Below are 23,217 nucleotides of genomic sequence, written 5' to 3'. Positions count from 1 at the left end.
GGGGTGAATAATTATGGTAATGGCAAGTAATAAGAATAGATATAAAACGCAGGGTAATGTTGCCTATAAGGTTGAGATTAAAGAGAAAAAGAAGGTAAAAAAAGTAGAAAAACCTAAAAAGAATAAGAATAAAAATTTAAAGACAAAACTTAAGGTATTAAGATTTATAGTATTTATGTTTGGACTTTCATTATTTACATTATCAAGGTTTGTACTAATATATAATATGAATAATGAACTTAGGGAATTAAAGAGTCAAGTTGCACAGGTACAAAAGGAAAATGAGAATCTCCAGGTGTCACTTGCTATTAAGAATAATATAAAAAAGATTGAAGGTGAAGCTGTAAAAAAATACAATATGGTAAATCCTAAGGCAGAAGAGGTAAAATACGTTGATGTCAAGATGTTATCTTCTGCTGAAGACAAAAAGGTTACAGCCTATAAGTTATTTCAAAAGTTTGTAGGTTTCATCCATTGATTTATTAATAAACATAGGGGGGATGTATTTGTCAAGGACAACGCTGTTGATGAAAAGGAGAATAGTAGTTATATACATTATAATGATTATAGTTCAAACAGTAATAGTAGGAAGATATGCTTGGGTTCAGCTTGTTTGGTCTCCCCAATTACAGAGAATGGCAAAGGAACAGTGGACAAATGAAATTATTATTGAAGCAAAAAGGGGAAAGATTTTGGATAGAAATGGAAATGTTCTGGCTTTAAGTGGAAATGTAAGTAGAGTTGATGTGGTTTTAAAGGATGTAAATGATGCAGTTAAAAATAACAAAATCACTAAAGAGGAGATGGCAAGAAAATTAGCTCCTCTACTTGAATTAAGTCAAGATAGTATTTTGAAAAAATTAAATATGAATTATAATGCTGTTATACTAAAAAGAAGAATTGATAAAGACATAGGAAATAAAATAAGAGAACTAAAGTTGCCAGGGGTAATAGTATCTGAGGATACAAAGCGATACTATCCTAATGGCAATTTTTTAGCACATGTTTTGGGAACTACAAACGCAGATGGTGATGGAAGATCAGGAATTGAGATGTATTATAATAAAGAGTTAAAAGGAAAATTTGGTAGATTAATTATACAGGGTGATGCATATCACAGAGAGTTGCCCTATGATGCACCTACCTATATTCCGCCTAAAAATGGATATGATTTAGTTTTAACGATAGATCAGTCAATTCAATTTTTTGTTGAGAGGGCTTTAGAACAAGGACTTGAGGAATATAAAGCAAAGAGAATAAGTGCAATAGTTATGGACCCTAAGACAGGAGAAATTCTTGCTATGGCGAACAAACCGGATTATGATCCTAATAATCCAATTGCTGGTAAAGATCTTCAGGAGGCAATGGATAGTTGGAGAAATAGAATGGTTCAAGAAAATTTTGAGCCAGGTTCTATTTTGAAGGTATATACTGCTGCTGCAGCACTTGAGGAAAATATAGTAAACGAAAACAGTAAATATGTATGTACAGGAGGCAAGGTGGTTGCAGGAAGAAGAATAAAATGTTGGAAAACTTCAGGACACGGTACTCAAACATTTGCTGAAATTCTACAAAATTCTTGTAATGTAGGCTTTATGGAGTTAGGTATTGAACTTGGTGCACAAAGGCTTCGTAAGTATTTTGCACAATTTGGATTTGGCCAAAAAACTGGTATAGATTTTCCAGGTGAAGAAAAGGGTATATTGATTCCGGTATCAAGTATGGGACCTGTGGAAACAGCAAACCAAGCCTTTGGTCAAGGTGTTGCAGTAACAGGAATTCAGTATATTACAGCATTATCTGCAATTGCAAACGATGGTGTAATGATGAGGCCTCACTTTTTAAAAAAGGTGTTATATATCGATGAGGATGGAAATACATCTGTTATTAAAGAATACAAACCTCAGGTTATAAAACAAGTAATTTCAAAGGAGACGGCTGTGGAATTAAGAAATTTGTTGGAACTCGTCGTATCAAAGGGAGGAGCAAAGAAGGCATATTTAGAAGGGTATCACGTTGGAGGAAAAACTGGTACTGCACAAAAGGTTGCACAAAACCCAAAATCAGGTTATGAGCCAGGTAAGTATATTTCATCCTTTGGTGCAATTGTTCCTGCTAACAATCCAAGATTTACTATTTTAGTATCAATAGATGAACCAGATCCTACAAACTATTATGCAGGTAGTACAGCTGCACCTCTTGCAAAGATTATAATCGAAGATATAGTTAAATACTTAAATATTGAACCAGATAGTGTTGAAGTAATAATACCCGAAGTGGTTTTACCAGAAATTAGAGGTTTAAAATTGAACGAGGCTGTCAATATTCTAAAACAAAATAAGATTGACTATGAGAAGCAAGGAAATGGAGATATAGTTTATGATATGAGTCCAAAGCCTGGAGTTTCTGTAAAACAAAATACAAGGATAACTTTATATATGGGATACGAACAAAACAAAGATTTAAAGGTGGTTGTTCCTGATTTTAAGAATATGACTAAAAAGGAAATTACGGAACTTGCTAAAGCTCTGGGAATAAAAGTTAATATTTCAGGTGATGGTATTGGAGCAACACAGGATATTTTACCTGGACAAGAGGTTGATAAAAACACTACAATAAATGTACTATTAGAACAGCCGGAGGATTAATAAATTTAGCACAATATGGTATTCCATATTGTGCTAAAAAATTAAAGGGGGTGTATTTATGAATCTTTTTTATCTGCTTGATGGGTTGGATTTTGAGCTGTTACAGGGAGAAGATGTAGAGATAAGACAACTATCATATGCAAGTAGTGATGTTACAAATGATAGCCTTTTTTTCTGTATTGAGGGGTTTAAAACAGATGGACACTTATTTATAAAGGAAGCTGTAGAGAAGGGTGCAAGGGCAGTAGTTGTTTCAAAGGATGTTTTTGTTGGTAATGATATTACAGTTGTGAAGGTAAAGGATACAAGAGAAGCTATGGCAGCTATTTCAGCTAAATTTTATGGTACACCTTTAAATTCTTTAGAGGTTATTGGTGTTACTGGTACAAATGGTAAGACTACAACTACATTTATGATTAAATCAATTTTAGATGAGTTCAATAAAAAAACAGCCCTATTAGGTACAATATATGAAATAATTGGAGATAAAATAGAAGAAGCTAAAAGAACTACCCCCGAATCTTTAGATTTACAAAGGTATTTTTATGAAATGAAACAAAATAATATTACCCATTGTATTATGGAGGTTTCATCGCATTCCCTTGAGTTAAAAAGGGTTTATGGAATAAACTTTAAAGTAGGTATTTTTACAAACTTAACACAGGATCACTTAGATTTTCATGGGACTATGGAAAATTATTTTAATGCAAAAATGAAATTGATTAATTGTAGTGAATATTGTGTTATAAATATTGATGATGAATATGGAAAAAAAGCTTTGGGTTTATTTAAAAATAAAAAGATAATAACATTTGGAATAGATAATAAAGCAGATATTATGGCAAAGAATTTAATAATAGATTCAGATGGGACAGAATTTGATTTAATATTAGATAATTATATTAGAAGAGTAAAACTACATCTGCCAGGTAAATTTAATGTTTATAATGCATTAGGAAGCATAGCTGCAGCAGTTTCATTAAATATTCCTATTGAAGTTGCAGTAAAGGGAGTTGAAAAATTAAAATCAGTACCTGGTAGAAGTGAAAAAATTAGTTGTAATATAGGCTCCACAATTGTAATTGATTATGCACATACTCCTGATGGAATAGAAAATATATTAAAAGCTGCAAGGGAATATACAAGAGGAAGGTTAATTACTGTATTTGGATGTGGAGGCGATAGAGACAGAGGAAAAAGACCGCTTATGGGCAAGGCTGCAGGGCTACTTTCTGATTTTTGTATTATAACATCTGATAACCCAAGAAGTGAAGAACCACAGGATATAATAAAAGATATTATACCTGGTATTGATACTACTAATTGTAAGTATGTTATAATTGAAGATAGAAGGAAGGCAATTGAATATGCCATAAAAAATTCATTGAAGGGTGATGTAATAGTGATTGCTGGAAAAGGACATGAAAAATATCAAATACTTAAGGACAAAGTTATAGAATTTGATGAAAGAAAAATTGTAGAGGATATTTTGAAGGAAGTAGTAACTCTTGAGGATATTATTACAGCTACAAAGGGAAAAACACATAATATAAAGGATACAAAAATAAAAGTAAATAAAATACAAACAGACAGTAGAAGAATTGAAGAGGGTGATGTTTTTGTCGCACTTATTGGAGAAAGATTTGATGGGCATAATTTTATAAAGGAAGTTAAAGAAAAAGGTGCTTTATGTGCTGTAGTTTCAAAGTTAGATTCAAATGTGGATATACCTCAAATTTTAGTGGACGACACATTAAGGGCCTATAAAGAAATAGCAAAATATTATAGGTTAAGATATGATATTCCTGTTGTTGCGGTTACTGGAAGTAGTGGTAAAACAACAATTAAGGAGATGATTGCTTCAGTTTTATCCCAAAAGTTAAATGTATTAAAGACAGAAAAAAATTTTAATAATGAGATAGGAATACCAATGACAGTTTTAAATCTAAATCCAAATCATAAAGCAGCTGTTTTAGAAATGGGAATGGACCGTTTTGGAGAGATTGAAAGTTCAGCATATGTAGCAAATCCTAATATTGCTGTGATTAGTAATATAGGAACAGCACATATTGAAAAATTAGGAAGTAGGGAAAATATACTAAAGGCTAAAATGGAAATAACTACATTTTTTAAAGAGGATAACATATTGATAATAAATGCTGATGATGATATGCTAAATAAAGTAGTGACAGATAAATATAAAGTCGTTAAATTTGCAATTAATAATAATGCTGAATATAAAGCTTATGATATAATAGATTTAGGTTCTGAGGGAATGGAATTTAAATGCTTATTATCAGGTATTGAAAGAAAATTTAAAGTTGTACTACCAGGAACACACAACATATATAATGCCTTATCTGCAATAGCAGTAGGAGATATTTTAGGTTTAAATTATGAAGAAATATATAATGGAATTTTAGTATTTAATCCCGGTAATATGAGAATGAACATTGTTGAATTAGAGCAGGATATTAAGCTAATAATTGACTGCTATAATGCTAATCCAGATTCTATGAAGGCTGCATTAGATGTTTTAAGTAAGTTTAAGGGAAGAAAAATTGCAGTCTTAGGAGATATGTTTGAACTTGGAGAGTATTCAGTTGAGTTACATAAGGAAGTTGGAGGATATGCTGCGAATAAGTGTGATATGTTAGTTGCAATTGGTGATTATGCAAAATATTACTATGAAAAAGCTGAAAATAAAATTGAATCCTATTATTTTAAAACTAAAGAGGAGGCACTAAATTTTATTAAAAGTAATGTTAAAGGAAATGATATTATTTTAATAAAGGCTTCAAGAGGTATGGAGCTTGAGTATATATCTGACAATTTAAAAGAGCATAGGAAGTGAGGTTGTAAACATGGAGCTTACGATTTTTGCTACAATACTTTCTTTTGTAATTGTACTTTTGATAGGACCAATAGTTATCCCTCTTCTTAAGATATTTAAGTTTGGACAAAATATTAGAGAGGAGGGACCAAAAAGCCATCTTAAAAAGGCTGGAACACCAACGATGGGTGGACTGATGTTTATAATAAGTTTAATAATATCAGTATTGGCTCTTTCTTCAAAAATAAGCAGTGCACTATGGATTGCGTTGATTACAACTGTTGGATATGGTTTTATAGGGCTTCTTGACGATAGTTTGAAGATAATTCGAAAGCAGAACTTAGGATTAAGGGCCTATCAAAAATTAATAGGTCAAATAACCTTTGCATTAATTCTTTCAATTTATGCCTATAACAATCCTGAGATTGGAAGTATGGTGCATATACCATATACAACTAAATTTATTAATTTAGGTAGTTTCTATATACCATTTATGGTTTTTGTTGTTGTGGGAACTACTAATGCAGTTAACTTAACTGATGGATTAGATGGTTTAGCAGCCAGTGTTACTTTAATTATCTGTGTTTTCTTTGCTATTGTGACCTATGGATTAAAAAGGCAGGATCTATCATTGTTTTGTGGTGCCCTTGCAGGAGGGCTTTTAGGATTTTTAAAATATAATGCATATCCAGCACAGGTCTTTATGGGAGATACAGGATCCCTTGCTTTAGGTGGTGCTATATCTGCACTTGCAATTTTATTAAAGATGCCCTTCATAATAGTAATAGTTGGGCTAATATATGTTGTTGAGACACTTTCAGTAATAATTCAGGTTGTTAGTTTTAAACTAACAAAGAAAAGAGTATTTAAAATGGCACCACTTCATCATCACTATGAACAGTTAGGTTGGCATGAAACTAAGATTGTTGCTTGGTTTAGTATATTTACTGCTATATTTTGTTTAATTGGTTTTTTAGCAATTAGTTTTTAGGGGGTTTAGCATGAAGAAAAAAAAAGGTCCTATTGACTTTGTCCTCTTTGCAGATATACTTATATTACTTTCCATAGGTATTTCTATGGTTTTTAGTGCCAGTATGCCTGAAGGAGAGATATATTATGGTAATCCACACTATTTCTTGATTAGACAAAGTATATGGGCAGTTTTAGGAATTATTGTTATGTTGTTTACATCAAATATAGATTATAGGTTTTGGAGAAATAAAAACATCTTAATTTTTGGATTTTTTATTGTAATACTTATGTTAATAGGAGTTTTCTTTTTTCCACCTGTTAAGGGGGCAAGAAGATGGCTGGGGTTTGGATTTGCAAAAATTCAGCCATCTGAGATAGCAAAGATTTTTATAGTTTTATTTTTGGCTAATATGATTGAAAAAAAAGGTCAAGATAAAATGAAAAGCTTTTTTAAAGGGTTATTTCCAGGACTTGTTATTATGGGGATTTTTGTAATTTTAATAATTAAAGAACCTAATATGAGTACATCGGTTATAATTGCTACTGTATCGCTTATCTTATTATTTGCAGGTGGTGCAAAGATAAGGCATATGATTCTTTTGTTTTTAGTAGGTGTGGTTTTAGCAATAGTTGCTATTTTTAAAGAACCCTATAGAATGAATAGATTGACTGGATTTTTAAATCCGTGGGCTGATAAATTAGGAACAGGATATCAAGCAATTCAGTCCCTTTATGCATTGGGGGCTGGAGGATTGTTTGGTAGAGGACTTGGCCTCTCAAAGCAGAAATTTTATTATATACCAGAAGCACAAAATGATTTTATATTTGCTATAATTGGAGAGGAATTAGGGTTTATTGCTACCTTCTTTATAATCTTATGCTTTTCTGTGCTTATATGGAGAGGAATTAGAATTGCAATTAAATGTAAAGATAAATTTGGGAGCCTTGTAGCATTAGGAATTACATCAATAATAGCAGTTCAATCATCTGTTAACTTTTTAGTTGTATCTTCTTTTATGCCAGTTACTGGTGTCACACTACCATTAATTAGTTATGGTGGTTCATCGTTACTTTTTACAATGGCAGGGCTTGGAATACTATTAAATATCTCAAGATATATAACAGAGGATGGAGTTGAGTGATATGAAGGTGATAATTACTGGTGGGGGTACAGGAGGACATATATACCCTGGTGTAGCAATAGCAAAAAAAATACAGGAAAAATATAAGGGTGCAGAGATAATTTTTGTTGGAAGCGAAAATGGACTTGAAGGAAAATTAGTTCCAAAGGAAGGATTTAAAATTAAGCTTATACCTGTTGAGGGACTTAATAAAAGACTTTCTTTTGGTACCTTTAAGTCGTTAATTAAGGTATTAAGAGGATTTGGTAAGGCTGGTAAAATTATAAATGAGTTTAAGCCAGATGTGGTTATTGGAACTGGAGGCTATGTATGTGGTCCTGTGGTAATGCAGGCGGCACTAAAGGGGATACCAACAATAATTCACGAACAGAATGCTTTTCCAGGTGTTACCAATAAGATTCTTTCACACTTTGTTGATAAAATTGCTATAACATTTAGGGAATCTGAAAAATATTTTCCTAAGAATAAGGTTGTGTATACAGGAAATCCAATAAGGAAACAGATACTTGTGGCCAACAAAGAACAGGCAATTTTGTCAATGGGGCTTGAGAAAAATAAGCCAATTGTTTTAGTGGTCGGCGGAAGTAGAGGGGCAAAAAATATAAATAGTGCAGTTGTTGATATTATACATGAACTGTATAGGAACGATATACAGCTTATATTTATAACAGGTGAAAAAAATTACAATGATGTAATTCATAAAGTAAATACTAAATATCAAATAAACAATATGAAGGGAATAAAAATTTTACCATATGTGTATAATATGCAGGATGCATTAGCAGCCTCAGATTTGATTATAAGTAGGGCAGGTGCTACCATTATATCTGAGATAACTGCATTAGGAAAACCGTCAATTTTAATACCTTCCCCTTATGTTGCGAATAATCATCAGGAATATAATGCAAGAGCATTAGAAGAAAAAGGTGCCTGTATTATAATAAAAGAATCAGAACTAAAAAATGATATATTAAAGGAACAGGTATTAAATATAGTTAAAAATAAAGAGATACTAATGAATATGTCTAATGCATCAAAAAAACTTTCAAAAATTGATGCTGCAGATAATATAGTAAATCTTATAGAAGAAATTAAAAAATAATGTTGTAGGAATTATCCTGCAACAAATTTATTAAAATACAAGGGATGGTGTTATGGAGGAAAAACTTATTAAAAGACAAAAACAAAAAAGGTTTTTATCATTTTTAATCATTTTTATAATTCTTTCAATTACAGTTGTAATTTCATTAAAATCAGATTATTTTAAAATAAAGGAAGTTGAAGTTAAAAATAATAATTTGATATCAAGGGATGAGGCTATCATTTTAGCAAATGTAATAGGAGAAAATATATTTTTTTTAGATAAAGATAGAGTAAAAATGAATATTTTAAATAATCCCTACGTTAAAGACGTAAAAATAAATAAAAAACTTCCTTCAAAGATTTTATTGACAATTGAAGAAAAGGATATAAAGGGAATTATAAGAGTAAAAAATTATTTTGTAGATATTGATAGTGAAGGAAGAATGGTTCATACTATAAACCAATTTCCTAATGGCAAGCTTATATATATAGAAGGAATTGATGCTAAGGAATATGTGTTTAATGAATATGTTACCAGTGATACTATAAAATTAAAAAGTATTGTTGAGGTATTAAAGATTTTTTCGTATCCAGATATAAAGTCCCAAATTGAGAAGGTAGATGTTAAAGATCCTTATAATGTTAATATTGTAACAAAAAGTGGAATTAATATATGTGTAGGAGATTGTTCTAATTTAGAATATAAACTTTCCTTTGCGATGACTCTTTTGAAAAGTTCAGAATTAAATGGTAAGAAGGGGACTATAGATATAAGTTCTGATGGAACAGCTGTATTTAACGAAAAGAGGTGATTAGATGAAAAAATTAAAATCACAGTTGAGTTTAGCCTTTATTTGTCTTATATTAGGTTTTATGGTAACTTATCAGTATAGAATTTCTTATTCAAAGACCAAAATTGTTGATACAAGACAAATAAGTGACTTAGTTAAGCAAAACGAACTTTTAAAAAAGCAAAAGGAAGAATTGGATTTGAAGGTTAGAGAGTATCAATCAAAAATTGATGAAATGGAAAAATCAGTTACAATAGGTAATGAGGCTGCTGAAAAGTTAAAAAACGAGCTTGATAATTTAAGAGTCTTGGCGGGACTTAATGATGCTGAGGGTCAAGGTATTGTTATTACAATTTCTCCAGTAGATAATGTTAAAAATAATTATATAAACCAAGTTTATGCTACTGATATTTTAGATATTATAAATGAATTAAACTCATCTGGTGCAGAGGCAATATCAATAAATGAAGAAAGATATATAGCAAGAACTCAAATAAGAGAGGCAGGTGCGTTTATAAAAATAAATGACACAAAATTTAGTCCACAGGATAAGTTTGTTATAAAGGCTATAGGAGATCCAAGTATATTAGAAGGTGCATTTAAAATGCCCGGAAATATTTTAGAACAAAATGCAGATAGAATAGCCTATACAATTGAAAAGTCAGATAATGTTAAAGTATTAAAGTACAATAAAAAGATAGAATTTAAATATGCTAAACCAGGAAGGTGATGAGATGATACCTTTAATAGGACTTTTTATAGGTGTTTTGTTAGGTATATTTTTGAAGATAGATATTCCAAATTCATTTACTGCCTATATTCCAGTAGCAATACTTGCAGCCCTTGATTCTGTTTTTGGAGGGGCAAGGGCATCCCTTGAAAAAAAGTTTGATTCGGATATATTTATATCAGGTTTTTTTAGTAATATTGTACTTGCTATAGGACTAACTTATCTTGGGGATGCATTAAATGTACCTATTTACTTGGCAGCTGTTGTGGTATTTGGAAGTAGAATTTTTAATAACTTTGCCCTTATAAGAAGAATGATATTGGAAAAGATAGGGAGTAAGATGAAGGAAAAGGAGGAGTAGTGAAATGAAATTTAATGAATCAAAACTTCTCCTTATGATGTCAGGTATATTTACTGGTATTGTAATTACATCTTTTTTAGTTAAATCTACTCCAACTAAAACAATGTTTTTGACTTATAGGGATTATCAAAGACTTAAACACGAAAATTTCACATTAAATAGAGAAGTGGCAGCACTATCTAAAAATTTAGTTGAACTTCAGGTAAAATATAATCAATATACTACAAGTGAAAAAAGGACAAAAACAATACTCGAATCTTTAAAAAAGGAATATGAAGAGGCCAAAATGTTATCAGGAATGGAGCAGGTTAAGGGACCAGGAATAGAAGTAAAGGTTGATGATGCACGAAGGAGTACTTACTTAAATGACTTTGAATTATGGAATAGTATAGTACATGATTTTGATTTAAGACAGCTTATTGTTGATTTAAAAAATGCAAATGCAGAAGCAATTGAAGTTAATGGGTATAGAGTAGTTGCTAATACCTCAATAACCTGTGAAGGTCCTATTATTATGATAAACGGGAATTATATAACACCACCCTTTACAATTAAAGCAATAGGTGATAAAGATGCACTTTACTATGCTATGTATAATCCTGATAGCTGGTATAAAACAATGGAATTGAGAGGATTGAAATTGAATTTAATAAAGCAGGATGAAATTACAATAAAGGGTGTTAATGAAGATATTGAACCTAAATACTTAAAAATAAAAAGATAAAAATTATTATAGTTTAGACTAAATTTTTTTAAAAATGTTACGATAATTAAATAGTAAAATAAAATTTGTCTTGTTAAAAGGGAATTAAAAATTTTTGTTGAATTATATAAATAATATACTAATGTTGGGAGGTTAAAATTTAAATGAGCAATGTAGTTGCAGCCTTAGATATAGGTTCATCTAAAGTGTGTATAATAATTGCTGAAATGAAAAATAAGCAGTTTAATGTTTTAGGTGTTGGAACCTCCGAGTGTAAGGGTGTTAAGAAGGGAATTATAGTTGATATAGATTCAACTGTTGAAGCAATTAATAGTGCACTAAAACAAGCAGAACATATGTCAAATAAAAAAGTAAAATCAGTATTTGTGAATATTCCTGGAGGATATACTAACCTATATAAAACAAAGGGAGTTATAGCTGTTTCAAGGGATGATAAGGAAATTACAAAGGAGGATGTAAATAGGGTACTTGAGGCAGCTAAGGTTGTAGCAATTCCGCAGGATAAAGAGATAATAGATATTATACCAGAACAATATATTGTTGATGGATATGATGAAATAAGAGATCCAATTGGTATGGTAGGGGTTAGGCTTGAGGTGGATGCTAATTTAATTGTTGCATCCTGTACAACTGTTCAAAATATAATAAGAAGCATACAAAAGGCAGGATTAGCCTGTGATGGTATAATTTTAGAACCACTTGCAACATCAAGTGTGGTTTTAAGTGATGATGAGAAGGAACTTGGTGTAGCTTTAATTGATGTTGGTGCTGAGACAACTGATATCTCTGTATTTAGAAAGGGATCACTAATATTTACCAAAGTAATACCAGTAGGAGGAAATCATATTACAAATGATATTTCAATTATATGCAAAATAACATCAACTGATGCAGAAAAAATTAAGAGACAATATGGAGTAGCTACTTCAAATTTAATAAGAAATAATGATATAATAAAGATAAACAGTATTGGTGGTAAGTCTGAAAAGGAAGTTTACCTTAAGGATATAGCAGAGATAATGGAGGCAAGAATTTCAGAAATGCTATATCTTGTAAGAAAAGAATTGGAGGATAGAAATTTATACAATTCAATTTCTGCTGGTGTTGTTATAACAGGAGGAGGTCTCTTTAATATTAAAGGCATTCAGGATGTTGCACAGTCAAGTTTTGAATTGCCTGTTAGATTTGGTTATCCAAATTATATTGGAGTTGCAAATCCAATATATTCAGCTTCAGCTGGAACTGCCTTTTATGCTTTAAAGGAAAAAAGGACAAGCACAGTGGAGCTATCACATTCAGTTCCTAAGAAGGAAGAAGATAGTAGTTTTGAAGATTATGTTGAAGACGGCTCTTTAAGTAAAAGAAATATATTGGACAAAATCAAAGATTTTTTTGTAGACTTTTTCTAAAATGCAAAAGGGGGTATAAATGTGCTAGATTTTGATTTTGAAGTTGAAGCAGGTGCTATAATAAAGGTTATAGGAGTAGGTGGAGGCGGTAATAACGCTGTTAATAGAATGATTGAATCAGGATTGCAAGGTGTTGAGTTTATATCAGTTAACACAGATAGACAAGCATTACACCATTCAAAGGCACCAGTTAAGATACAAATAGGTGAAAAGCTTACAAAGGGACTTGGTGCAGGTGCTAATCCTGAGATTGGTGAGAAATCAGCAGAAGAGAGTAGAGAAATTATTGTACAAGCTATTAAGGATGCAGATTTAGTATTTATTACAGCAGGTATGGGTGGTGGTACTGGAACTGGTGCTGCACCTGTTATTGCTGAAATTGCAAAGGAAATGGGAATATTAACAGTTGGTGTTGTTACAAAGCCTTTTGACTTTGAAAGAGGAATAAGAAGAATTAATGCTGAAAAGGGAATAGCTAAATTAAAGGAAAAAGTTGATACTTTAGTTACTATTCCAAATGATAGATTAAAGCATATTATAGATAAAAAGACACCAATTACAGAGGCCTTTAGAATAGCAGATGATGTCTTAAGACAGGGTGTTCAGGGTATTTCAGACCTTATAGTAAAACCAGGAGTTATAAACCTTGACTTTGCGGACATAAAAACTATTATGTTAAATAGAGGTTTAGCTCATATGGGTATTGGTAGAGCTTCTGGTGAAAATAGAGCAATTGAAGCTGTTAAGATGGCAATATCAAGCCCACTACTTGAAACAACTATTGATGGTGCAACAGGTGTTTTAATTAATGTAACAGGTGGACTAAATCTAACATTATTTGAAGTTGATGAAGCTGCAGAACAAGTAAGACAAGTTGCAGATCCTGATGCAAATGTTATATTTGGTACTGCAGTAGATGAAAGTATGGGCGATGAGATTAGTATTACTGTTATAGCAACAGGTTTTGATAAGGTAAGGGAAGTAAACGTAGAAGAGAAGGAAAAGGAATCAGCTGATGAAGAAAAGTCAGCAAAGGTGATTAATTTTGAACCAGATTCTGATTTAGATATTCCACCATTTATACGTAATCAAAGAGCAAGAAGATAAGAGGATAGAAGAGATAGGTATGAGGTACATACCTATCTTTTTTGCATATTATGCAAAAATTTTAATTTTAACTTTTTTATTTGTATAAAAAAATCATAATATGTATTTATTTTTTATATAAATAGAATATGATATGACAAAATTTATAGTCAGAAGGTTGTATAATTATATTAAAAAGTTGTCCACGTGGAGGTGGGCATTAATGCAGGTAATTTATTTAGATGTACTATTGGCAGAGAATGTTTTACTTAATTTTCTATTGTTATACATTGTAAATAGGTTTTGTAGGTTAAATAGAAAAACATATTATATTTTATTATCTTCGGTTATTGGCACATTTTATGTCTTTATAGTTTTTTTCCCCTCACTAAGTATATTTTATTCTGCAATTATGAAAATATGTATGTCAATTTTAATGATTATTATAGCCTTTTGGCCAAGAAGTTTAAAGGCATTTATAAAACAGCTTTTGTTGTTTTATGGGGTTTCGTTTTTTATAGGTGGTGCAATATTATCTATATTTTATTTAAGCAATGGAGATTTTTCATCTGTAAACGGTGTAATGGTGTTGAATAAAATGTCTTCAAAGTATTTATTATTAGGGATTATAGTTTCTATATTTATTATAAAGATTGTATTTGATGTAGTGGATAGACATTATTACTTAAAGAGTAAAACAGTTGAGCTTAGCATAGTTAATGAAGATAAACAGATTAGGGTTACTGCACTACTTGATACAGGAAATTGTCTTAAGGATCCTTTATCGGGTTGCCCAATAGTTATAGCGGACTTGAACTATATTTCTGGAATTTTACCAAATGAAATAATAGAAATATTGAAGGATGAAAAAGAAATAACTCAGATAGAAGATTATGAAATAAACAAAAGATTAAGGGTAATACCTTATACAACTATAGGGGTACAAAATGGAATACTTATAGGCTTTAGGGTAGACTATATTTATGTTTTTACAAAGGATAAGATAGGTATTATTAAAAATCCTATAATAGCCCTATCAAAGGAGCATCTTTCAAAAAAGGAAGATTATCAAGCAATTGCATATCCAGATATTATTAGTTGGGAGGTTAAATAATATGAAAATGCTGCGACTTGTCATCGATACTATTTTGAAAAAAATAAGGGAAATATACAGCAGCATATTAGGTTTAGATGAGGTATATTATGTTGGTGGAAATGATGTTCTTCCTCCTCCACTTTCAAATGAAGAAGAAAAGGAGCTTGTGGATAAACTAAGAGCAGGTGACGAGAGTGTAAAAAACGTATTAATAGAAAGAAATCTTAGACTTGTTGTCTATATTGCAAGAAAATTTGAAAATACAGGAGTTGGTGTTGAGGATTTAGTGTCAATAGGAACAATCGGTTTAATTAAGGCTGTAAACACCTTTGATCCAGTTAAAAAGATTAAGCTTGCAACCTATGCATCAAGATGCATTGAAAATGAAATATTAATGTATTTAAGACGAAACAGTAGAATTAAAGCTGAAGTATCTTTTGATGAGCCTTTAAATGTTGATTGGGATGGCAATGAACTTTTATTGTCTGATATACTTGGAACCGATTCCGATATGATTTTTAACTATATAGAAGATGATGTAGAAAAACAGCTTTTAAGAAACGCTATGGGAAAGCTTACAAAAAGAGAGCAGCAAATAGTTAGTTTAAGATTTGGACTTGCAGGTGGTAGCGAGAAAACTCAGAAGGAGGTTGCTGATATCTTAGGTATATCACAATCATATATATCAAGATTAGAAAAAAGAATTATAAAAAGGTTAAGGAAAGAAATGTCAAAAATGACATAAAATAATATGAATAAATAATAATCCCTTCGGAAATAATTTTAATACAAACTTCTGAAGGGGTTGGTTTTATGCAGACAAACAAAGTTGAAATATGTGGAGTAAATACATCAAAGTTGCCAGTACTATCAAATGAAGAAATGCAGGAGCTTTTGATAAAGATGAAAAATGGTGACAAAGAGGCAAGGGAAAAGTTTATAAAGGGTAATTTAAGGCTTGTTCTTAGTGTAATTCAAAGATTTAATAATAGAGGGGAAAATGTTGACGATTTGTTTCAAGTTGGCTGTATCGGTCTTATAAAGGCTATAGATAATTTTGATTTGAGTCAAAACGTTAAGTTTTCTACATATGCAGTTCCTATGGTAATAGGTGAGATACGAAGGTACCTTAGAGACAATAATTCAATAAGGGTAAGCAGGTCCTTAAGGGATATAGCATATAGGGCTCTCCAAGTGAGAGATAGCCTTATATCAAAAAATAATAAAGAACCAACTGTATCAGAAATAGCAAAGGAACTTGATGTTCCAAGAGAAGAAGTTGTATTTGCACTGGATGCAATACAGGACCCAATATCTTTATTTGAGCCTATTTATCATGATGGTGGAGATGCTATATATGTTATGGATCAAATAAGTGACAATAAAAATACAGACGATAGTTGGATAGAGAATATATCTATAAAACAAGCACTTCAAAAACTATCAAGCAGAGAGAAGCTTATTTTAACCTTAAGATTTTTTGAAGGCAAGACGCAAATGGAGGTGGCTGATGAAATAGGTATTTCACAGGCCCAAGTCTCAAGGCTTGAAAAATCAGCACTTTCCCATATGAGAAAATATATATAGTTTATAAAAAGGCTCTATATAGTTTTTAAAGACTATATAGAGCCTTTTTATCTAAAATTATAAAACAATATAAATGAATTATTAATCTACTAAAAGAATATAATTTTTTAGGGGGTTGATATTATGAAAAATAAAGATGATAAGTTTATTACTTTATCACAACTAAGGCAAATGGAGGTCATTGATGTAGTAAGTGGCAAAAAACTTGGCTTTATTAGTGATATTATATTTGATGATGCCTTTAATAGAATAGAGAGCATTGTACTTCCGCCTGAAGGAGGTATTTTTTCAATTTTTAAAAAAAGGGAAGAGATAATAATTCCATGGAGTTCTATAAAGACATTGGGGATAGATGTTATATTAATAGAAAGACAGGATGAAATTTCAATAGATAAGTGATTATATGAAACGGAGAAAAAATAAGATATTAATAGTAAAAGGAACTTATATATCTCTTATCTAACATAATAATTTTTTTATCAGTAGACAAAACTATATATAGTAAATATAATAATCAAGGTATACTAAATATTGATGTCTGGAGTGATTAGATGAGGTGTCCCTTCTGTAATCATATCGAAACAAAGGTTTTAGATTCAAGACATAATGAAGACCATTCCTCTATAAGAAGACGTAGAGAGTGTCTTAGTTGTCAAAAAAGATTCACTACATATGAAATAATTGAGGATATGCCAATATATGTTGTAAAAAGGGATGGAACGCGTGAACCCTTTGATAAGAGAAAAATATTAAATGGCATATTAAAATCTTGTGAAAAAAGACCAGTTTCAATAACAAGTATTGAGGCCATTGCTGATGATATTGAGAGAATAGTATTTAATTCAATGGAACAAGAAATAGAAAGTAGCTTTATTGGGGAACTTGTTATGGAGAGATTAAAGAATTTAGATGATGTTGCCTATGTAAGGTTTGCATCTGTCTATAGACAGTTTAAAGATATAAATACTTTTTTACAAGAGCTTCAAAAATTACTTCAGGAAAAATAGAAGGGGTGTTACAATGTTTAGCCAAATAAGAAAAAGAGACGGAAGAATAGTAAACTTCAGTAAAGAAAAGATTTCAAGGGCTATTTTTATGGCTGCAAGAGAGGTTGGTGGTTCAGATTTTGCAATGGCAGACAGCATTGCAGATAAGGTAATAAATTATATGGCTTCTGTTTTATCACAGGACGAAATCCCTACAGTTGAATTTGTGCAGGATTGTGTTGAGAAGGTATTAATAGAAGATGGACATGCCAAGACCGCAAAGGCATATATTTTATATAGAGCAAAAAGAACAAGATATAGAGAAGCAAAGACTGAGCTTATGGATATTGTTAGAGAAATATTAGTAGAAACAAGCAGGGAAAATGCAAATATAGGCAATTCGCCATCAGCAAAGATGCTTCAAATAGCATCAGCAGCAAGTAAACAATATTATTTATCCAATGTAATTCCGGCCCACATTGCAAAGGCTCATGTGAATTGTGACATACATATACATGACTTGGATTTCTATGGGAAAACATTAAATTGTCTTCAAATAGATTTAACTAAACTTTTATTAAATGGATTTAATACAGGTTACGGCTATATTAGACCTCCAAAGAGAATATCATCTGCAACAGCACAGGCAGCAATAATTCTTCAAAGTAATCAAAATGATATGTATGGAGGACAAAGTTTCCCACATTTTGACAAATCAATGGCTGAGGTTATAAGAAATCTTAAGGAAAAGCCATCCTATGAAGAAATATTTCAGGCTATGGAGGCTCTGATTTATAACCTAAATAGTATGCATTCAAGAGCAGGGGCTCAAGTTCCATTTAGCTCAATAAATCTTGGAACGGATACAACTGAAGAGGGAAGATTGGTTATTAGAGCAGTTTTAGAGGTGTTTGATAAAGGATTAGGAAAAGGAGAAAGTCCAATATTTCCTAATTTAGTGTTTAGAGTTAAAGAGGGAGTTAACCTAAATGAAGGTGATCCTAACTATGATTTATTTAAATTGGCAATAAAGGTTGCTTCCCACAGGATGAATCCAACTTTTAGCTTTATGGATTCAAGCTTTAATAAAAAATATGGTGATGAAATATCCTATATGGGATGTAGAACAAGAACAATTCAAAATAAAAATGGTCTTGAAATATCGGCGGGTAGAGGTAATATTGCACCTGTAACAATAAATCTTCCAAGATTAGCTCTAAAGGCAGGTTATGGTAATATAGATGGCTTCTTTGAAGAATTTGATAATATTCTTGAACTTTGCAAGGAACAGCTTCTTCATAGATTTAATATTTTAGCAAAGCTTAGAGTAAAGGATTTACCATTCTTAATGGGACAAAAGCTTTATATGGGTTCAGAAAACCTAAAGGATGATGATGAAATATTGGAAGCAATTAAAAATGGTACATTGGGAATTGGATTTATAGGTCTTGCTGAAACTCTAATAGCACTTATTGGAAAACATCATGGAGAAGATGAAGAGGCATTAGAGTTAGGATTAAGAATAATTAAACATCTAAGAGACTATTGTGACAGAACAAGTGAGGAAACAGGACTAAATTTTGTTGCATATGCAACACCAGCAGAGGGAACTTCAGGACGTTTTGTTCCTAAGGATAGAGAAAAGTATGGATTAATAAAGGGTGTTACAGATAAGGATTACTACACAAATTCCTACCATATACCTGTTTATTATGAAATAAGTATGTTTGAAAAGATAAGAATTGAAGGTAAGTTCCACAGCCTATGTAATGGTGGACACATATCATATGTAGAACTCCCATCCACATTTGAACATAACTTAGATGCCTTTGAAAAGATAATTAAGTGGATGAAGGAATGTGATATAGGATATGCAGGAGTGAACTTCCCAATTGATGAGTGCAGGATTTGTGGATATAGGGGAGTAATAAATGAAGATGAATGTCCTGTATGCCAAGGAAGTGACATTAGAAGAATAAGAAGAATAACAGGTTATTTATCAACAACCGATAGATTTAACGATGCAAAATTAAAGGAACTTGAGATGAGGGTAAAGCATATTTAATATACCTAAATGGGTATTTTAAATAAATTTATATAGCAATAAAATTTAACATAAATTTAGCATGCTTTTAATATAAGGGCATGCTAAATTTTTAGTATTATATTATAATGGAAGTGGTGATATTGTGAAATTAAGAATAGCAGGTATTAATAGAGAAAGTTTAGTGGATGGGCCTGGGATAAGGTATGTGATATTTTCTCAGGGATGTATACATAATTGTAAGGGGTGTCATAATAAAGATACTCACCCATTAGATGGAGGGTATGAGGTAGAATTAGAATATATATATAACGATATACTAAAAAATAAATTTATTGATGGTGTTACCTTTTCAGGCGGTGATCCTTTAATTCAGGCAGATAAGTTTTCAATTTTAGCAAAAATGTTAAAGGAGAAAAATATCCATATTATATGCTATACAGGGTATATATTTGAAGACATTATAAATGAAAAGGATAAATTAGAACTTTTAAAAAATATAGATATATTAATTGATGGACCATTTATACAGGAGCAGAGGACTTTAAAAAAATCCTTTGTAGGCTCAACTAATCAAAGAATAATAGATGTTAAGAAATCATTGGAAAATAATAAAGTAGTAGAAATAAAGTGGTGATTTTATGGAATTTAAGTATTTAAATATAAATGGTAGTTTATATTTAAAAAATAATAAGATAGATGCGTTAGGAATAAAACATTTTTTTTCAACAAGAATCGGAGGATATAGTGAAGGAGACTTTAGTCAGCATAATTTAGGTATATATACTGAAGATAAGTGTGCCCCCAAAAATTTATTTAAGGCTCTAACTGACAATAATATGAATATTGATAAAGCTGTTTATTTAAGACAAGTTCACGGTGATGAAATCTACATTGTAAATAGTGAAAATTATAGAGAGGTAAAGAGTAAATTTGGAGATGCGTTAATTACTAAAGAAAAGGGGATACCAATTGGGGTTTTTACTGCTGACTGCGTTCCTATTATAATAGTTGATTATATTAATAAAATTATTGCTGTTGTACACGCAGGATGGAAGGGCACAGATAAAAGAATATTAAGAAAAACAATAGAGAAAATGGTGAAGGAATTTGATTGTGATTGTGAGAATATGTATGTTGTACTGGGGCCTGCTATTGCTTCCTGCTGTTTTGAAGTAGGAGAGGATGTATATAATAAGTTTAATTTTAGAGAAAAAAGAGATGGAAAATATTATGTTGATTTATTTTTAGAAAACAAGAAGCAAGCATTAGATTTAGGTGTATTAGATAGAAATATTTTATTATCCAATATTTGCACAAAGTGCAATAATGATTTATTCTATTCTTATAGAGTAAATACTAATACAGGGAGAATTGGTACCTTTATTTCACTATAAGGAGGTAAACCTATGGCATCTGAAAAGATACTAATAATAGATGATGAACTTCATATTGTTGAACTTATAAAATATAATCTTGAAATGAATGGATATAATGTTTATTATGCCTTAAATGGAACTGAAGGAATAAATATTGCCTATGAGAAGAAACCAGATTTGATATTGCTTGATATTATGCTTCCTGAAATAGATGGATTTGAGGTTTGTAAAAAAATTAAAAGAGATGATGAATTGTCTAATATTCCAATAATTATGCTGACTGCAAAGGGAGAGGAATTTGATAAAATATTAGGATTAGAGCTTGGTGCAGATGATTATATAACTAAGCCCTTCTCTGTTCGTGAACTTGTAGCAAGAATAAAGGTTGTTTTAAGAAGAAATACAAAGGATGAAAAGCAGCAGAATGTGATAACTATAGGCAGTTTAACTATAGATTTAGAAAGACACGAAGTTATAAAGGATGGAAAGAAAATAGAGTTGACATTAAAGGAGTTTGAACTACTTAAACTTCTTGTCTTAAATAAGGGAAAGGTTATGACACGTGATTTCCTATTAGACAGAATATGGGGTTATGAATATTATGGTGAAACAAGAACAGTTGACGTTCATATAAGGCACCTAAGACAGAAGATTGAGGATGATGATAAAAATCCAAGATATATTGAAACTGTAAGGGGAATTGGATATAAGTTTAAGGATTAATGGTGATTTTATGAGAAAAAAATTGATATTTTTTATAATGCCTATAATATTGTTCTGTGTGATTTTAAATTTTTATCTCTTCTATATAATTTTAAATAAGTACAATTTATATGCTTATGTTTCAGATACTCTTCAATTTAGATTTGATTTTATACAATATGCTGTTGCAAGTATATTTTTTACATTTATATTCACCTGTATTATGGTTATATTTAAGCTAAATTTTATAATTAATCCAATAAAAAAATTGACCAATACAGCAACAAAGATTGCATTAGGACAGTATGAAAAGAGAATAGAATTTTATGAGGCGGATGAAATAGGACAATTAAGTCATTCCTTTAATTTGATGGCAAGTAGATTAGAAGAAACAATTAAGGATTTAAATGACAAGAAAAATAAACTTTATTCTATTTTAAATAGTATGGATGATGGAGTTATATTTGTTGATACTGAAAAAAATATTGTATTAATTAATCCTGCAGCAAAGGAAATATTTAATGTTAAGGGAGAAACAAAAAATAGATATATTTTAGAGGTAATAAGAGATAGCAGGATATATGAACTTATAAATAATCCTGATGAAATGCCTGTTGAAATAATAATGCATGGGGAAAAGGAAAGGATACTTCAAGTTAAGTCTATTTCAGTATCGGATTATGGAACAGGAAATATAATTGGTGTTCTACTTGTCATTCACGATGTAACAAAAATAAAGGCCCTTGAGAATATGAGGTCGGAGTTTGTGGCAAACGTGTCCCACGAGTTAAAAACACCTCTTACATCCATTAAAGGATTTGCTGAGACTCTAAAATATGTTGAGGATAAAGAGACAAGAGATAAATTTTTAGATATTATATATGTTGAGTCAGAGAGATTATCAAGATTGATAAATGACATATTAACTCTTTCAGAGCTTGAAAACAAGGATTATGCAATTAATTTTCAAAAGGTATGCTTAAATGAATGTATAACTGAAGTTTATTATATTATGGAAAGAATATCTCTTGAGAAGAATATTAGGTTATCTATTGATAGCTGCGAAGAACAGTTATTTATTTATGGAGATAGAGATAAGTTTAAACAGATGATAATTAACTTGGTAGATAATGCTATAAAATATACTCCACCAAATGGTGAGGTAAATTTAAAACTTGAGAAATATGACAACAATGCAAGGATTGAGGTAAGAGACACTGGCATTGGAATTTCTAAAAAACATCTACCAAGACTTTTTGAAAGGTTTTATAGAGTTGATAAGGCAAGGTCAAGGTCAATGGGAGGTACTGGTCTTGGGCTTGCTATTGTGAAGCATATTGTTTTAATGTTTAAAGGAGACATATATGTTGATAGTGAAGTAAACAAAGGCACAACCTTTACTATTATACTTCCTTTATTTGAGAATAAATAATTTTAAAAATAAAGCCATGAATAAATTCAAACAATTTTATTTAGTAGATTGTTGAAAAAGTTATATATTGATTAGCCCCATGAAGGATTTCTTGGGCATCCGTTCATTTCGTCAATCAATTCTAAGCTTTTCTTTGTTTGAAAAAGTCCTACCCTCGCGATGCCATCGTCCTGATGGCCGCTCGGCTCGGCACGTCCTGTGCCGAATTACGG

Annotated in this window: 22 protein-coding genes and 1 pseudogene; all 23 read left to right on the top strand. The window is 30.9% G+C overall.

Annotation, left to right across the window (positions count from 1 at the left end; all coding sequences use genetic code 11):
- Nucleotides 1-13 precede the first annotated feature (13 nt).
- The 23 genes and pseudogenes from JG776_RS07885 to pnpS all read left to right on the top strand — a co-directional run bounded on the left by JG776_RS07885 (nt 14) and on the right by pnpS (nt 23,005).
- Nucleotides 14-478: a hypothetical protein gene (locus JG776_RS07885; RefSeq protein WP_291966344.1), complete on the top strand. Its 465-nt coding sequence runs from the start codon at nt 14-16 to the stop codon at nt 476-478.
- A 22-nt stretch (nt 479-500) separates the two neighbouring features.
- Nucleotides 501-2,648: a stage V sporulation protein D gene (locus JG776_RS07880; protein ID WP_291966342.1), complete on the top strand. Its 2,148-nt coding sequence runs from the start codon at nt 501-503 to the stop codon at nt 2,646-2,648.
- 58 nt (nt 2,649-2,706) lie between these two features.
- Nucleotides 2,707-4,149, top strand: a pseudogene (locus JG776_RS07875) (UDP-N-acetylmuramoyl-L-alanyl-D-glutamate--2,6-diaminopimelate ligase); the annotation flags it as partial.
- The gene (gene murF / locus JG776_RS07870) at nt 4,138-5,502 is read left to right on the top strand and encodes a UDP-N-acetylmuramoyl-tripeptide--D-alanyl-D-alanine ligase (protein ID WP_291966365.1); all 1,365 of its coding nucleotides are present in this window, start codon (nt 4,138-4,140) and stop codon (nt 5,500-5,502) included. The pseudogene JG776_RS07875 and the gene murF, both read left to right, overlap by 12 nt.
- Nucleotides 5,503-5,512: 10 nt before the next feature.
- Entirely contained in the window at nt 5,513-6,472 is a 960-nt protein-coding gene (gene mraY / locus JG776_RS07865; RefSeq protein WP_291966340.1) for a phospho-N-acetylmuramoyl-pentapeptide-transferase, read from the top strand.
- A 10-nt stretch (nt 6,473-6,482) separates the two neighbouring features.
- The gene (ftsW, locus tag JG776_RS07860; RefSeq protein ID WP_291966338.1) at nt 6,483-7,595 is read left to right on the top strand and encodes a putative lipid II flippase FtsW; all 1,113 of its coding nucleotides are present in this window, start codon (nt 6,483-6,485) and stop codon (nt 7,593-7,595) included.
- 1 nt (nt 7,596) lies between these two features.
- Nucleotides 7,597-8,697, top strand: a complete 1,101-nt coding sequence (gene murG / locus JG776_RS07855; protein WP_291966336.1) for an undecaprenyldiphospho-muramoylpentapeptide beta-N-acetylglucosaminyltransferase — start codon at nt 7,597-7,599, stop codon at nt 8,695-8,697.
- 52 nt (nt 8,698-8,749) lie between these two features.
- Complete coding sequence (locus tag JG776_RS07850; RefSeq protein ID WP_291966334.1) at nt 8,750-9,490, top strand: FtsQ-type POTRA domain-containing protein; 741 nt, start codon at nt 8,750-8,752, stop codon at nt 9,488-9,490.
- A gap of 4 nt (nt 9,491-9,494) precedes the next feature.
- The gene (locus JG776_RS07845; RefSeq protein ID WP_291966332.1) at nt 9,495-10,199 is read left to right on the top strand and encodes a DUF881 domain-containing protein; all 705 of its coding nucleotides are present in this window, start codon (nt 9,495-9,497) and stop codon (nt 10,197-10,199) included.
- 4 nt (nt 10,200-10,203) lie between these two features.
- On the top strand, nt 10,204-10,560 hold the full coding sequence (locus JG776_RS07840; RefSeq protein ID WP_291966330.1) for a small basic family protein: 357 nt from the start codon (nt 10,204-10,206) through the stop codon (nt 10,558-10,560).
- A 4-nt stretch (nt 10,561-10,564) separates the two neighbouring features.
- Entirely contained in the window at nt 10,565-11,284 is a 720-nt protein-coding gene (locus JG776_RS07835) for a DUF881 domain-containing protein (RefSeq protein ID WP_291966328.1), read from the top strand.
- Nucleotides 11,285-11,427: 143 nt separating this feature from the next.
- The gene (gene ftsA, locus JG776_RS07830) at nt 11,428-12,693 is read left to right on the top strand and encodes a cell division protein FtsA (protein ID WP_291966327.1); all 1,266 of its coding nucleotides are present in this window, start codon (nt 11,428-11,430) and stop codon (nt 12,691-12,693) included.
- A gap of 21 nt (nt 12,694-12,714) precedes the next feature.
- Entirely contained in the window at nt 12,715-13,800 is a 1,086-nt protein-coding gene (gene ftsZ / locus JG776_RS07825) for a cell division protein FtsZ (protein WP_291966325.1), read from the top strand.
- Nucleotides 13,801-14,002: 202 nt separating this feature from the next.
- Complete coding sequence (gene spoIIGA, locus JG776_RS07820; RefSeq protein WP_291966323.1) at nt 14,003-14,893, top strand: sigma-E processing peptidase SpoIIGA; 891 nt, start codon at nt 14,003-14,005, stop codon at nt 14,891-14,893.
- 1 nt (nt 14,894) lies between these two features.
- Nucleotides 14,895-15,620 (top strand): RNA polymerase sporulation sigma factor SigE, encoded by a 726-nt coding sequence (sigE, locus tag JG776_RS07815; protein WP_291966321.1) that lies wholly within the window; start codon nt 14,895-14,897, stop codon nt 15,618-15,620.
- 68 nt (nt 15,621-15,688) lie between these two features.
- Entirely contained in the window at nt 15,689-16,462 is a 774-nt protein-coding gene (gene sigG, locus JG776_RS07810) for an RNA polymerase sporulation sigma factor SigG (RefSeq protein WP_291966319.1), read from the top strand.
- A 123-nt stretch (nt 16,463-16,585) separates the two neighbouring features.
- Entirely contained in the window at nt 16,586-16,861 is a 276-nt protein-coding gene (locus JG776_RS07805) for a YlmC/YmxH family sporulation protein (RefSeq protein ID WP_027307375.1), read from the top strand.
- A 152-nt stretch (nt 16,862-17,013) separates the two neighbouring features.
- A complete protein-coding gene (gene nrdR, locus JG776_RS07800) occupies nt 17,014-17,469 on the top strand; it encodes a transcriptional regulator NrdR (RefSeq protein ID WP_027307376.1) in 456 nt (151 codons plus the stop codon).
- A 13-nt stretch (nt 17,470-17,482) separates the two neighbouring features.
- Complete coding sequence (gene nrdD / locus JG776_RS07795; RefSeq protein ID WP_291966316.1) at nt 17,483-19,513, top strand: anaerobic ribonucleoside-triphosphate reductase; 2,031 nt, start codon at nt 17,483-17,485, stop codon at nt 19,511-19,513.
- A gap of 121 nt (nt 19,514-19,634) precedes the next feature.
- Nucleotides 19,635-20,129 carry an anaerobic ribonucleoside-triphosphate reductase activating protein gene (nrdG, locus tag JG776_RS07790; RefSeq protein WP_291966363.1) on the top strand — a complete coding sequence of 165 codons (495 nt, stop codon included), beginning with the start codon at nt 19,635-19,637 and terminating at the stop codon, nt 20,127-20,129.
- 4 nt (nt 20,130-20,133) lie between these two features.
- Entirely contained in the window at nt 20,134-20,889 is a 756-nt protein-coding gene (gene pgeF / locus JG776_RS07785) for a peptidoglycan editing factor PgeF (RefSeq protein WP_291966314.1), read from the top strand.
- 12 nt (nt 20,890-20,901) lie between these two features.
- Complete coding sequence (locus JG776_RS07780) at nt 20,902-21,594, top strand: response regulator transcription factor (RefSeq protein WP_291966312.1); 693 nt, start codon at nt 20,902-20,904, stop codon at nt 21,592-21,594.
- A 10-nt stretch (nt 21,595-21,604) separates the two neighbouring features.
- Nucleotides 21,605-23,005, top strand: coding sequence for a two-component system histidine kinase PnpS (pnpS, locus tag JG776_RS07775; protein WP_291966310.1), 1,401 nt, complete (start codon nt 21,605-21,607; stop codon nt 23,003-23,005).
- The last annotated feature ends 212 nt before the right edge of the window (nt 23,006-23,217 follow it).

It is taken from the genome of Caloramator sp. (assembly GCF_020054765.1).
GTDB classification, from domain to species: domain Bacteria; phylum Bacillota; class Clostridia; order Clostridiales; family Caloramatoraceae; genus Thermobrachium; species Thermobrachium proteoclasticum.
The sequence above is the reverse complement of the archived record's forward strand: the minus strand, read 5'-3'. Positions and strand labels throughout refer to the sequence as shown.

Bases quoted from the DNA above. Each gene is read 5' to 3' on its own strand.
- JG776_RS07885 (WP_291966344.1), top strand. From the start codon at position 14: ATGGTAATGGCAAGTAATAAGAATAGATATAAAACGCAGGGTAATGTT.
- JG776_RS07880 (WP_291966342.1), top strand. From the start codon at position 501: ATGTATTTGTCAAGGACAACGCTGTTGATGAAAAGGAGAATAGTAGTT.
- mraY (WP_291966340.1), top strand. From the start codon at position 5,513: ATGGAGCTTACGATTTTTGCTACAATACTTTCTTTTGTAATTGTACTT.
- ftsW (WP_291966338.1), top strand. From the start codon at position 6,483: ATGAAGAAAAAAAAAGGTCCTATTGACTTTGTCCTCTTTGCAGATATA.
- murG (WP_291966336.1), top strand. From the start codon at position 7,597: ATGAAGGTGATAATTACTGGTGGGGGTACAGGAGGACATATATACCCT.
- JG776_RS07850 (WP_291966334.1), top strand. From the start codon at position 8,750: ATGGAGGAAAAACTTATTAAAAGACAAAAACAAAAAAGGTTTTTATCA.
- JG776_RS07845 (WP_291966332.1), top strand. From the start codon at position 9,495: ATGAAAAAATTAAAATCACAGTTGAGTTTAGCCTTTATTTGTCTTATA.
- JG776_RS07840 (WP_291966330.1), top strand. From the start codon at position 10,204: ATGATACCTTTAATAGGACTTTTTATAGGTGTTTTGTTAGGTATATTT.
- JG776_RS07835 (WP_291966328.1), top strand. From the start codon at position 10,565: ATGAAATTTAATGAATCAAAACTTCTCCTTATGATGTCAGGTATATTT.
- ftsA (WP_291966327.1), top strand. From the start codon at position 11,428: ATGAGCAATGTAGTTGCAGCCTTAGATATAGGTTCATCTAAAGTGTGT.
- spoIIGA (WP_291966323.1), top strand. From the start codon at position 14,003: ATGCAGGTAATTTATTTAGATGTACTATTGGCAGAGAATGTTTTACTT.
- sigE (WP_291966321.1), top strand. From the start codon at position 14,895: ATGAAAATGCTGCGACTTGTCATCGATACTATTTTGAAAAAAATAAGG.
- sigG (WP_291966319.1), top strand. From the start codon at position 15,689: ATGCAGACAAACAAAGTTGAAATATGTGGAGTAAATACATCAAAGTTG.
- JG776_RS07805 (WP_027307375.1), top strand. From the start codon at position 16,586: ATGAAAAATAAAGATGATAAGTTTATTACTTTATCACAACTAAGGCAA.
- nrdR (WP_027307376.1), top strand. From the start codon at position 17,014: ATGAGGTGTCCCTTCTGTAATCATATCGAAACAAAGGTTTTAGATTCA.
- nrdD (WP_291966316.1), top strand. From the start codon at position 17,483: ATGTTTAGCCAAATAAGAAAAAGAGACGGAAGAATAGTAAACTTCAGT.
- pgeF (WP_291966314.1), top strand. From the start codon at position 20,134: ATGGAATTTAAGTATTTAAATATAAATGGTAGTTTATATTTAAAAAAT.
- JG776_RS07780 (WP_291966312.1), top strand. From the start codon at position 20,902: ATGGCATCTGAAAAGATACTAATAATAGATGATGAACTTCATATTGTT.
- pnpS (WP_291966310.1), top strand. From the start codon at position 21,605: ATGAGAAAAAAATTGATATTTTTTATAATGCCTATAATATTGTTCTGT.